Genomic DNA, 12290 nt, shown 5'->3' on the forward strand with positions numbered 1-12290 from the left:
TATTAAATTCATTTCGATGTTGAATTAAGTAATATATCAAGCTGATTAGCAAATTTTTCTCGGTCTTTGCTGGAAAATGGAGCTGAACCTTTAGATTGTATTCCACTTGCTCGCATGGTTTCCATAAAATCTCTCATAATTAATCGTTCTTTAATTGTATCTAGTGTATATTGTTCACCTCGTGGCGTGAGCACTAATGCATTTTTATTTAAAACTTCAGATGCAAGTGGAATGTCTGAGGTAATAACTAAATCATTTTTTTGAACCGACTCAATTATTTTTCTATCTGCTACATCAAATCCTTTTTCAACTAATAAAGTTTTAATATAAGGTGACAAGGGGATAGTTAAACATTGATTTGCAATTAATGTTGTATTTATTGCTTTTCGATTTGCAACTCGATATAAAATCTCTTTAATTGGGTTAGGGCAGGCATCAGCATCAATCCAAATATTCATAGCATATGTGTTCATATTATAAACTTTTATTAGTTAATGATTATAACCTTTGTTATACAAAAATAACCATTTATTTGTAAAAAAGTTTCCGGTAACTATGTGTTTTAGTATATTTATTAAGCTCATATAAATATGATTCTTTCTATTTTAAATCCAGAGGATAAGTGGTAGTATATTCGACCTATTTTTTAAGTAAGCAAGTGCGCTTTCGTGTGGTGCACCACTGTTATAAGGATTTGTTATGCCAATTATTACTCTTCCTGACGGAAGCCAACGTCAATTCGATAAACCCGTTACTGTTTTAGAAGTTGCTCAAAGTATTGGAGCAGGTCTTGCTAAAGCTTGTATAGCTGGGCGTGTAAATGGCGTGCGTAAAGATGCCTGTGATGTCATTGATCAAGATGCAATATTAGCCATCATTACAGCCAAAGATGAAGATGGACTCGAAATTATTCGCCATTCTTGTGCACATTTATTGGGTCACGCAATTAAACAACTATGGCCTAATACACAAATGGCTATTGGTCCAACAATTGATAATGGTTTTTATTATGATGTTGATTTAGATCACTCTTTAACTCAGGAAGACCTTGATGCACTAGAAAAACGCATGCATGAATTGGCTAAAAAAAATTATGAAGTAAAAAAAGAAGTGGTTAGTTGGGAGCGCGCTAGAGAAGTTTTTTGGGAGCGACATGAACCATATAAAATTGCTATTTTAGATGAAAATATTCCAAAAGATTCAAAACCAGCACTTTATCATCACGAAGAATATATTGATATGTGTCGTGGGCCACATGTACCTAATATGCGTTTTTGCCATCATTTTAAATTGCAAAAAATTGCTGGAGCTTATTGGCGCGGTAACAGTGATAATAAAATGTTACAACGTATTTATGGAACAGCATGGGCAGATAAAAAACAACTTGATAGCTATTTACAATTTTTAGAAGAAGCCGCTAAACGAGATCATCGCAAAATTGGTAAGCAACTAAATCTTTATCATATGCAAGAAGAGGCGCCTGGTATGGTGTTTTGGCATAATGATGGTTGGATTATCTTTCGTGAACTTGAGGTTTTTGTTCGCACGAAATTGAAAGAATACGATTATCAAGAAGTAAAAGGTCCATTTATGATGGATCGTGTTTTGTGGGAAAAAACAGGTCACTGGGGTAATTATAAAGAGTTAATGTTTGTTACTTCTTCTGAAAATCGTGAATATTGTATTAAACCAATGAACTGTCCAGGACACGTACAAATTTTTAATCAAGGCTTAAAATCTTATCGTGATTTACCATTACGTATGGCGGAATTTGGTAGTTGCCATCGTAATGAACCTTCAGGATCTTTACATGGTTTGATGCGCGTTCGAGGTTTTACACAAGATGATGCACATATCTTTTGTACTGAAGATCAAATTCGCAGTGAAGTAAATAGCTGTATCAAAATGGTTTATGATACTTATAGTACTTTCGGTTTTAATGATATTACTGTTAAGTTATCAACCCGTCCTGAAAAACGAATTGGTAAGGATGAAACTTGGGATCTTGCTGAAAAAGATTTAGCTGAATGTTTAACAGAAAATGGCATTGAATTTGAATATTTACCAGGTGAAGGCGCTTTTTATGGTCCAAAAATCGAGTTTACCCTGCATGACTGTTTAGGTAGAGCATGGCAATGCGGTACAGTTCAGCTTGATTTTATGCTACCTGAACGTTTAGATGCGACTTATGTAGGTGAAGATAATGAACGTCATGTCCCGGTTATGATTCATAGAGCTATTTTAGGTTCTATGGAGCGTTTTATGGGTATCTTGACTGAAAACTGTGCAGGATTTTTCCCTACTTGGCTTGCTCCATTGCAAATTGCAGTAATTAACATTACCGATAATCAAGCTGAATATGCCAAACAATTAACCGCACAATTACAAAAAGTTGGCATTAGAGCAAAAGCGGACTTGAGAAATGAGAAAATAGGGTTTAAAATTCGTGAGCATACTCTAAAACGTGTTCCTTATATGTTTGTTTGTGGAGACAAAGAAATGGAATCGGGAACAATTTCAGTTCGAACTCGTCAAGGTAAAGATCTTGGTAGCTTTGAAGTGAAACATGTTATAGAATTGTTGCTTAACGAAATTCATAGTCGTTCATTAGAACAAATGAATTAATGATAAATTAATTTGGAGGAATGAGATATTAAAGTCAGTAAACGAATTCAGTCAACACGAGCACATAAAATCAATGATGAAATTACAGCTCGTGAGGTGAGGTTAACCGGCGTCGATGGTGAGCAGCTCGGTATAGTAAGCTTAGATGAAGCTTTAAAACAAGCTGAAGAAGCAACTTTAGATTTAGTTGAAATAAGCCCTAATGCAGAGCCACCTGTTTGTCGAATTATGGATTATGGCAAGTTCCTCTATGAAAAGAGTAAAGCAACAAAAGAGCAGAAGAAGAAGCAAAAGGTTGTTCAGGTTAAGGAAATTAAGTTCCGACCTGGTACAGACGAAGGCGACTATCAGGTAAAACTCCGCAGCCTGATTCGCTTTCTTGAAGATGGCGATAAAGCTAAAGTAACGTTACGTTTTCGTGGTCGTGAAATGGCTCACCAACAGTTAGGTTCTGAAATGCTTGATCGTATTAAAAAGGATTTAGCTGATTTGGCGGTTATTGAATCTTATCCAACTAAGATTGAAGGTCGACAAATGATTATGGTGCTAGCGCCTAAGAAGAAATAATGGTTCAACAAGCTAGATTTTGATACTATTGAAAACTACACCATTATTTTGTTTTTATTAACAATGCGAAGTGGAAATTAATAAAATGCCTAAAATTAAAACTGTAAAAGGCGCAGCAAAGCGCTTTAAAAAAACAGCTTCTGGTGGCTTTAAGCATAAGCAAGCTAACAAGAGTCATATCCTAACTAAAAAATCAACTAAGCGTAAACGTCATTTACGTGGTTTGACTACTGTGTCAAAAGGCGATTTAGGTTTAGTTACTGCGTGTGTTCCATACGCTTAATTTATTGGTTAATTATTTAGAGGATATAGTTTATGGCTCGTGTTAAACGTGGTGTTATTGCTCGTGCACGTCACAAGAAAATTTTAAAACAAGCAAAAGGTTATTATGGTGCTCGTTCACGTGTGTATCGTGTTGCTTTCCAAGCTGTAATCAAAGCTGGGCAGTATGCTTACCGTGACCGTCGTCAACGTAAACGTCAATTCCGTCAATTATGGATTGTGCGTATCAATGCTGCAGCACGCCAATGTGGTCTTTCATATAGCCGTTTTATTAATGGTTTAAAGAAAGCTTCAATTGAGATCGATCGTAAGATCCTTGCTGATATTGCAGTATTTGATAAAAATGCATTTGCTGCATTAGTTGAAAAAGCTAAGGCTGCACTATAATATTTATGAGAGCCGAGTTATCTCGGCTTTTATTATTTTAATTTTTGATTTTTATCATAAAGAGTAATTTAATTATGAATTTAGTTGTTTTTTGTTTCTTTTTTGGCTTCTTTAGTAATACTAATTCGTGAGGCAAAGAAAAAACAAAAAATGATTATAAAAGCCTCAAAAAGAGGCTTTTTTTATATAATGAACAATAAGCAGGAGAACTGTATGTCTCAATTAGTTGAACTGGTAAATAAAGCCAAATCCGCTATTGAAAGTGCTAATGACATTAATATGATCGAACAAATTCGAGTGGAATATTTTGGTAAAAAAGGCTATTTTACAATGCAAATGGCTTCTTTACGTGATGTTCCTGCCGATGAACGTCCATCTGTGGGTCAAAAAATCAATGATGCAAAGCAAGAAGTTGTTCAGCTATTGAATCAAAAGCGCAATTATTTAGAGCGTCAGGCTCTTAATGCAAAACTAGCCAATGAAACAATTGATATTACATTGCCTGGCAACTCACTTGAACTAGGCGGATTACATCCAGTTACAAAAACAATTAATCGATTAGTTGATTTTTTTGGTGAACTGGGTTTTGTTGTTGAAACCGGTCCAGAAATAGAAGATGACTACCATAATTTTGATGCATTAAATATTCCTGCTCATCATCCTGCTCGTGCAGATCATGATACATTTTGGTTTGATGCAAAACGCTTATTAAGAACGCAAACGTCAACAGTACAAATTCGCACAATGGAAAATCAAAAACCACCCATTCGAATAATTGCTCCTGGAAGAACATATCGAAATGATTATGACCAAACACACACACCAATGTTCCATCAAATGGAAGGTTTGCTGGTTGATAAAGATATCAGTTTTACACATTTAAAAGGGTTATTGCATGATTTTCTACACTGCTTTTTTGAAGATAATATGGAAATACGCTTTAGGCCGGGTTACTTTCCATTTACAGAACCATCGGCTGAAGTTGATATTAAAGCTAAAAATGGTAAATGGCTAGAAGTCTTAGGCTGCGGAATGGTTCATCCTAATGTATTACGTAATGTAGGCATTGATCCTGAAGTTTATAGTGGTTTTGCATTTGGTATGGGGATAGAACGATTAACTATGTTACGTTACGGCGTCACTGATTTGCGTTCTTTCTTTGAAAATGATTTACGTTTTTTAAAGCAATTTAATTAATTCTGGAGATCAAAACATGAAATTTAGTGAAAGTTGGCTACGTGAATGGATCAATCCAGAAATTAGTAGCGAAACGCTAGCAGATCAATTAACAATGGCTGGTTTAGAAGTTGATGATGTCGAAAAAGTAGCAGGTGACTTTACAGGTGTCGTTATTGGTAAAGTCGTTGAATGTATGCAGCACCCGAATGCTGATAAACTTCGTGTAACAAAAGTTGATATAGGCAAAGAAGAATTACTTGATATCGTTTGTGGCGCGCCAAACTGTCGACAAGGTTTGACTGTTGCATGTGCTACAGTGGGGGCTGTTTTACCAGGTAATTTTAAAATCAAATCAGCTAAGTTACGAGGTGAACCGTCAGAAGGCATGCTATGTTCATACTCAGAACTGGGGATTGCTGATGAACATAATGGTATTATTGAATTACCTGATGATGCTCCTTTGGGACGAGATATTCGTGAATATTTAAATTTAAACGATGTCACAATTGATATTAGTGTAACACCTAATAGGGCTGATTGCTTTGGTATTGTTGGGATTGCTAGAGATATTTCTGCAGTTAACAATATTCCAATGCAAGCACTTAAAGTTAACAGTGTACAGGCAACAATTTCCGACACAGTATCAATAAAAATAGATGAACCCACAGCATCACCTCGCTATTTGGGTAGGGTAATTAAAAATATTAATGTTAATGCTCAAACGCCACTATGGATGAAAGAAAAATTGCGTCGTGGTGGAATTCGTTCAATCGATGCCGTTGTTGATATAACTAATTTTGTATTATTAGAAATTGGCCATCCAATGCATGCATTTGATTTATCGCAGATTGAAAAGGGCATAATTGTTCGTTATGCACGCAAAGATGAAAAACTGACTTTACTTAATGGTAGTGACGTTAAACTTAATGATAAAACTTTAGTAATTGCCGATCACCAAAAAATCTTAGCGCTAGCGGGGATTATGGGTGGTGAAAAATCTGGTGTAACACAAACAACCAAAGATATATTTCTTGAAGCAGCATTCTTCAACCCATTAGTTATAACAGGTAAAGCACGTGAATACGGTTTACATACAGAAGCGTCACACCGCTATGAACGAGGAGTTGATCCTTTCTTACAATTTACAGCAATGGAACGAGCAAGCCAATTATTAATTGATATTTGTGGTGGAGAAGCAGGTCCAGTTATTGATGTGACACATGAAGCTGAACTTCCTGCACAAGCAACTATCCAATTGCGACGTAATAAAATTGATCGCATTATTGGTTATACAATCGAAACACAAAAGATTACCGATATTTTAATTAGACTCGGTTGTGAAGTTGAATATAAAGACAATGTTTGGATTGTAAAATCACCAAGTTGGCGTTTTGATTTGCAAATTGAAGAAGATTTAGTTGAGGAAGTTGCCCGTATTTACGGATATAACAATATCCCAAATGCCAATTTGAAAATTGAATCAGTAATGAAACCGAAACCAGAAAGTCAAATCCCATTACGTAGAGTAAAGGATTTATTGGTTGATAGAGGGTATCAAGAAGCGGTGACATATAGCTTTGTTGATCCAAAAGTTCAGCAAATATTATATCCTGAATATCCAGAAATTAAATTACCTAATCCGATTTCAAGTGAAATGTCAGTTATGCGTTTATCGCTTTGGTCTGGGTTATTAGATGCGATACTATATAACCAAAATCGTCAACAAACGCGTGCCCGATTATTTGAAACTGGATTGCGTTTTATTCCTGATGAAAATTGTGAATTTGGCGTACGTCAGGAGTTAATGTTAGCAGGTATTGTTACTGGTAATTTATATGAAGAACACTGGCAACTCCCTAAAAAAAACGTAGATTTTTATGATCTCAAAGGTGATCTTGAGTCAATTTTTTCTCTTTTAGGGTGCGGTGATCAAATACAGTTTAAAAAATCTGAACTCCCTGCTTTACATCCAGGACAAAGCGCAGCGATTTATTTAAATGATGAGTTATTAGGTCATTTAGGAGTCTTGCATCCAGAAATTGAAAAAAAATTGTCTTTAAATAGTAAAACGCTTGTTTTTGAAATAAATTTAGCTAAAATTAGTAAAAAAGAGGTACCTGTAGCTCAAGATTTATCCAAGTATCCGTCAAATAAACGTGATATAGCTATTATTGTTTCAAATACAATACCAGCAGCGGATATTATTTTAGAGTGTAAAAAAGCGGGTGGTGAGCAACTTATTAAAGTGACTCTTTTTGATGTGTATCAAGGTGAAAATATCAAAGAAGATCAAAAAAGCATTGCTATTAGTTTGATTTTACAAGATAAATCACGTACGCTTGAAGAAGAAGACATAACTAACATTGTAAGCAAATGCGTTACTGCCTTACAAAATCGTTTTAAAGCCCTATTAAGAGAATAATAATATGACATTAACTAAAGCAGATATTGCAGATCGTCTTGCCGAAAAATTTAATATTGATCGACAAGAATCTAAAATCCTTGTAGAGCTATTTTTTGAAGAGATTCGGGTAGCTTTAGAAAAAGGAGAACCAGTTAAATTATCTGGATTTGGTAATTTTACAGTACGTGATAAAAATTCACGCCCAGGTAGAAACCCAAAAACAGGTGAAAGTGTTGATATTTCAGCTCGTAGAGTTGTTACATTCAGACCTGGTATAAAATTCAGAGAGCGTGTTGAAAAAAATTTAGTAATCTAATTTCTGAATTACGTAATATCATTTCAAATAATGGCTTTCCTTTTGATATAACATCTAAAGAAAAGCCAAACAACTATTTTATGCTAAAAAGTAGTTGTAAAAAATTAATAATTCAAGCATAATATTTTCGCTTCTATGGAGGCTCTATGGGTTCTCTTGCAACATTTTTTGCTCACTAGGTCAGGTCCGGAAGGAAGCAGCCAAAGTAAAATATATGTGTGTGGGATGCAGCTGATAGGGTCTCCACCCACCTCATCAATTTATTATCAAATGTCTTATACTTATAAACATATATTATTAATATTGTTGTTTAATAAACGAGCACATTTCAAATAATTATTAAATATACTTCTATTGATAGTTGTATATATGTATTATTTTTGCGATCATACGTGTTTAACAATCGAGATATTGCGATTTCACTTAATTTAATCATTTTAAAATTAGTTTAAATAAAGAGAGAAGATAATGATGCGAATTGGATTATTTATTCTAACTAACTTAGCCGTTATGTTTGTATTTGGAATCATTCTAAGTATTTTAGGCGTTGATGCGCATAGTACTTTAGGATTACTTATATTTGCAGCAATCTTCGGTTTTGGAGGATCTCTTATATCTCTTCTATTATCTAAGAGAATGGCTTTGAGGTCAGTAGGAGGACAAGTCATTAGTCAACCTAGTAATAGTCAAGAACAATGGTTACTTGATGTTGTTCGTCGATTGTCAACTGAACTTAATATAAAAATGCCAGATGTTGCCATCTATCATGCTCAAGATGTTAATGCTTTTGCAACCGGCGCAACTAAAAATAGTTCTCTTGTTGCAGTAAGTTCTGGTTTATTAAATACTATGACTCAAGATGAAGCTGAAGCGGTAATCGGTCATGAAATGAGCCATGTTGCTAATGGTGATATGGTCACAATGACTCTATTACAAGGAGTTCTTAATACTTTCGTTATTTTTATTTCAAGAATGTTAGCATCTGTTGTAGCCCAAGCATTGGATGATCGTAATCGTGGTTTATCACAGTTAACCTATTTCTTGATAGTTATGGTTTTTGAAAGCGTATTTGGTATTTTAGCAAGCCTTATAGCTATGTGGTTTTCTCGTTATCGAGAATTTCACGCCGATGCTGGTTCGGCTAAATTAGTAGGCAGTACAAAGATGATTGCCGCGTTAGAAAAACTAAAAACTAGCCATGAACCAAGTGAAGATACTTCAATTTTAGCATTCTGCATTAATGGTGCGAAAAAAGCAAAATTTTCTGAATTGTTTATGTCTCATCCACCATTAGAAAAACGTATAGAGGCTTTAAGGAATGAAACTTATCGAAACTAAGACTAGATGATCTATATCAAATTTATATTCAAACACATACTTTCCTGAAATTTTTTTACAAGTATTATTAATATTATAATAATGCTTGTAAAATAAAAGCCAAATTATTCGCTAGTTAGATTTTCAAAGAGTTTATAATGTCATATCTTGTCACCAATAATAAATTAGAATTGCTTAGTCCCGCTAAAAATATTGAGATTGCACAACAGGCTATTTTACATGGCGCAGATGCAGTCTACATTGGTGGACCAAATTTTGGTGCCAGACATAATGCTGGTAATTCGGTCAGTGATATTGCTCAGTTAGTCGAATTTGCTCATCATTATTATGCAAAAGTATTTGTAACCTTAAATACCATTCTTCACGATAATGAACTAGAACCAGCAAGACAACTTATATGGCAATTTTATGATGCAGGTGTTGATGCATTAATTGTGCAAGATATGGGCATTTTGAGGATGGATATTCCTCCTATTGATTTACATGCTAGCACTCAAATGGATATAAGGACACCTGAAAAAGCCAAATTCTTATCTGATGTTGGTTTTTCACAAATAGTATTAGCTCGTGAGCTTAATTTAACTGAGATAGCTAAAATTCATGAGCAAATTGATGCAAAAATAGAATTTTTTATACATGGTGCGCTTTGTGTGGCATTTTCAGGACAGTGTTATATCTCACATGCACAGACAGGGCGTAGTGCAAATCGAGGAGATTGCTCCCAAGCTTGTCGACTTCCTTTTACCTTAAAAGATGATCAAGGGCGCATTGTTGCTTATGAAAAACATTTATTATCAATGAAAGATAATAACCAATCAGATAATTTGAACGAATTAATTCAAGCAGGTGTACGATCTTTTAAAATAGAAGGACGTTATAAAGATCTAAGTTATGTTAAAAACATTACAGCCTTTTATCGTCAAAAATTAGATACTATTTTGTCAAATTCGCCTGATTTACAATCAGCGTCAAGTGGCCGAACTGAGCACTTTTTTATACCAGATCCTCACCAAACATTTCATCGAGGAAGTACAGATTATTTTGTACATGGAAGAAAATCCAATATCGTTGCATTCGATTCACCTAAATTCATTGGTTTGCAAATTGGTGAGATAACTCAAATTACACCTAAAACTATCTATATTAAATCTGAGAAAATATTAACTAATGGAGATGGCTTAAATGTACTAATAAAACGAGAGATCTTTGGATTTAGAGCTGATAAGGTGGAGAAACTTTCGGCTAATCAATATCGAATTTATCCAAATGAAATTCCTAAGCCGCTTTTTTCAGTTAAATTACCTTATAGAGTGAATCGAAATCTCGATCATGTGTGGCAACAAAATTTATTGAAAGAATCAAGTAATCGCAGAATTGGTGTGTCATTTAAACTATATAATATTGAAAAAGGTATAGAGCTAATTGCAAAAAGCGAAGAGGGCGTTTGTGTCAAGGTAGAACTTAATGGGGAATTCGAACTTGCGGAACAACCAGATAAATCATTAAAAAATATTAGAAATAATTTATCTAAATTAGGAAAAACTATATATTATCTTACTGATTTTGATTTAAATTTATCAAAAATTTATTTTATTTCAAGTAGTCAACTAAATCAGCTTCGAAGGGATACTATTAATAAATTGACAGCTAAAAGATTAACAAGTTATTGTCGCCAAAAACGTAAACCAGAACAAAGCCCAGTTTCGTTTTATCCTGAAAATCATTTGAGTTTTTTGGCAAATGTTTATAATCACAAAGCAAGAGAATTTTATACACAACATGGAGTTGAATTAATTGAAAGTGCCTATGAAGCACATGAAGTTAAAGAAGATGCGCCCTTAATGATAACCAAACATTGTTTACGGTTTACGGTTTGCGTTTAATTTATGTCCAAAACAAGCAAAAGGAATTCAAGGTGTTAAAACTAAAATTACTCCAATGAAATTAATTCAAAATAATGAAGAATTATTGCTAAAGTTCAATTGTAAAGCTTGCGAAATGCAAGTATGGGGTAAAATAAAAAAACACATTTTAAAAATGCCACTTCCTGGAAGTGAGATTATATTTATGGCAAAGAAATAAAGTATTTGAATAAAAATATCTTATGATAAATGAGGGTGATTTAACAGTTCGTAATAATATACATTATTTAACATAATATACATTATACGAACCACGATAAACGTACGTGAATTCTGTAGATACAAACCATAAAATCTCATGCCGTCAATTCAAATTAAGCCACCAAAACCACTAACTCTATAATTAATCTGCAAATTAATAACACATAAACAATAAAATCAATAAAATCAACATGTTAAAATAATGTATATTATGTTAAATAATATTTTTTAACGAATAAATATAAATATTAATTAATGAGCAATTGTTGTTTTATTATAAAATATGCTACTCTAATAAATTAATAAATTTTAATTATTTCCTTTCGTTAATATGCAAAATATTTTTAAGACATTACGTTCAAAAAGTTATTCCGTTCCATGTGAATTATGTAGTATGGGATCTTTCTGCATTCCCATGTTGCTTAACAATAAATTAAACAGTATATTAGAAAGAAAAATATCTTATGCTAAAAATGAAATCCTAGCAAAATCTAATACGCCCTTTACTAAATTTTATATTATTCATTCGGGTGCATTAAAAACTTTTGTTACAACTTCTGATAATCATCAACGAGTTAATGGCTTTTATTTACCAGGAGATATTGTTGGTTTAGATTCAATTGCAACTCAAGTGTATAACAATAATATTCAAGCTCTTAGTAATACATTGGTTTGTGAGCTTTATTATGATGAGCTGATGTCGTTAGTTGATACCCAAAAAAATATTAGAGACCTTGTGTTTAATTTGTTAAGCTCTGATATTTATAATTACCAAAAATTAGTATTATGCTATTCTCAAAAAAAGGCTGATGAACGAGTAGCAACTTTTATTTATTCACTTTATCAGCGTTATGAAAAGAAAGGTCATTCTTCATTGAATATTAAGCTCATGATGAGCCGAGCCGATATCGCTAATTATTTAGGTTTAACAATTGAAACAGTTAGCAGAAATTTATCAAAGTTGCAAGAACAAAATATTTTATTAGCTAGAGGAAAATATTTATTTATCAAAAACTTAAACGGTTTAATAGATTTAGGTAATTAGATTTATTTATGTTAAAATAATCAG

Annotated in this window: 10 protein-coding genes, 1 other RNA gene and 1 pseudogene; 11 read left to right on the forward strand and 1 reads right to left on the reverse strand. The window is 33.3% G+C overall.

Annotated elements, in window-relative coordinates; translation table 11 throughout:
* Window positions 1–8 precede the first annotated feature (8 nt).
* On the reverse strand, window positions 9–458 hold the full coding sequence (locus ACGH6Q_RS03325; protein WP_065560286.1) for a YaiI/YqxD family protein: 450 nt from the start codon (window positions 456–458) through the stop codon (window positions 9–11).
* 241 nt (window positions 459–699) lie between these two features.
* Here ACGH6Q_RS03325 and thrS point away from each other — a divergent pair, with 241 nt between their 5' ends.
* The 11 genes and pseudogenes from thrS (at window position 700) to ACGH6Q_RS03380 (ending at window position 12266) form a co-directional block, all read left to right on the forward strand.
* Window positions 700–2625 (forward strand): threonine--tRNA ligase, encoded by a 1926-nt coding sequence (thrS, locus tag ACGH6Q_RS03330; protein ID WP_411591890.1) that lies wholly within the window; start codon window positions 700–702, stop codon window positions 2623–2625.
* A gap of 27 nt (window positions 2626–2652) precedes the next feature.
* Complete coding sequence (gene infC, locus ACGH6Q_RS03335; RefSeq protein WP_065560275.1) at window positions 2653–3192, forward strand: translation initiation factor IF-3; 540 nt, start codon at window positions 2653–2655, stop codon at window positions 3190–3192.
* An 85-nt stretch (window positions 3193–3277) separates the two neighbouring features.
* A complete protein-coding gene (rpmI, locus tag ACGH6Q_RS03340; RefSeq protein WP_034945602.1) occupies window positions 3278–3475 on the forward strand; it encodes a 50S ribosomal protein L35 in 198 nt (65 codons plus the stop codon).
* Between the two features lie 32 nt (window positions 3476–3507).
* A complete protein-coding gene (rplT, locus tag ACGH6Q_RS03345; protein ID WP_024496189.1) occupies window positions 3508–3861 on the forward strand; it encodes a 50S ribosomal protein L20 in 354 nt (117 codons plus the stop codon).
* Between the two features lie 213 nt (window positions 3862–4074).
* Entirely contained in the window at window positions 4075–5058 is a 984-nt protein-coding gene (gene pheS / locus ACGH6Q_RS03350; protein ID WP_411591892.1) for a phenylalanine--tRNA ligase subunit alpha, read from the forward strand.
* Window positions 5059–5074: 16 nt separating this feature from the next.
* A complete protein-coding gene (pheT, locus tag ACGH6Q_RS03355) occupies window positions 5075–7462 on the forward strand; it encodes a phenylalanine--tRNA ligase subunit beta (protein ID WP_411591894.1) in 2388 nt (795 codons plus the stop codon).
* A 4-nt stretch (window positions 7463–7466) separates the two neighbouring features.
* Window positions 7467–7760 carry an integration host factor subunit alpha gene (locus ACGH6Q_RS03360; protein ID WP_034913150.1) on the forward strand — a complete coding sequence of 98 codons (294 nt, stop codon included), beginning with the start codon at window positions 7467–7469 and terminating at the stop codon, window positions 7758–7760.
* Between the two features lie 145 nt (window positions 7761–7905).
* Window positions 7906–8000: signal recognition particle sRNA small type (gene ffs / locus ACGH6Q_RS03365), an RNA gene on the forward strand.
* A gap of 228 nt (window positions 8001–8228) precedes the next feature.
* Window positions 8229–9098: a protease HtpX gene (htpX, locus tag ACGH6Q_RS03370; protein ID WP_065635853.1), complete on the forward strand. Its 870-nt coding sequence runs from the start codon at window positions 8229–8231 to the stop codon at window positions 9096–9098.
* A gap of 137 nt (window positions 9099–9235) precedes the next feature.
* Window positions 9236–11180: pseudogene (locus ACGH6Q_RS03375) on the forward strand (peptidase U32 family protein).
* Between the two features lie 372 nt (window positions 11181–11552).
* A complete protein-coding gene (locus ACGH6Q_RS03380; protein WP_238786377.1) occupies window positions 11553–12266 on the forward strand; it encodes a helix-turn-helix domain-containing protein in 714 nt (237 codons plus the stop codon).
* Window positions 12267–12290: the final 24 nt, after the last annotated feature.

The sequence above is a fragment of the Gilliamella sp. BG2 genome (assembly GCF_046635645.1).
In the GTDB taxonomy this organism is placed as follows: domain Bacteria; phylum Pseudomonadota; class Gammaproteobacteria; order Enterobacterales; family Orbaceae; genus Gilliamella; species Gilliamella bombi.

Excerpts from the sequence above, each read along its gene's own strand:
- ACGH6Q_RS03325 (WP_065560286.1), bottom strand. The coding sequence starts at position 458 with ATGAATATTTGGATTGATGCTGATGCCTGCCCTAACCCAATTAAAGAG.
- thrS (WP_411591890.1), top strand. The coding sequence starts at position 700 with ATGCCAATTATTACTCTTCCTGACGGAAGCCAACGTCAATTCGATAAA.
- rpmI (WP_034945602.1), top strand. The coding sequence starts at position 3,278 with ATGCCTAAAATTAAAACTGTAAAAGGCGCAGCAAAGCGCTTTAAAAAA.
- rplT (WP_024496189.1), top strand. The coding sequence starts at position 3,508 with ATGGCTCGTGTTAAACGTGGTGTTATTGCTCGTGCACGTCACAAGAAA.
- pheS (WP_411591892.1), top strand. The coding sequence starts at position 4,075 with ATGTCTCAATTAGTTGAACTGGTAAATAAAGCCAAATCCGCTATTGAA.
- pheT (WP_411591894.1), top strand. The coding sequence starts at position 5,075 with ATGAAATTTAGTGAAAGTTGGCTACGTGAATGGATCAATCCAGAAATT.
- ACGH6Q_RS03360 (WP_034913150.1), top strand. The coding sequence starts at position 7,467 with ATGACATTAACTAAAGCAGATATTGCAGATCGTCTTGCCGAAAAATTT.
- htpX (WP_065635853.1), top strand. The coding sequence starts at position 8,229 with ATGATGCGAATTGGATTATTTATTCTAACTAACTTAGCCGTTATGTTT.
- ACGH6Q_RS03380 (WP_238786377.1), top strand. The coding sequence starts at position 11,553 with ATGCAAAATATTTTTAAGACATTACGTTCAAAAAGTTATTCCGTTCCA.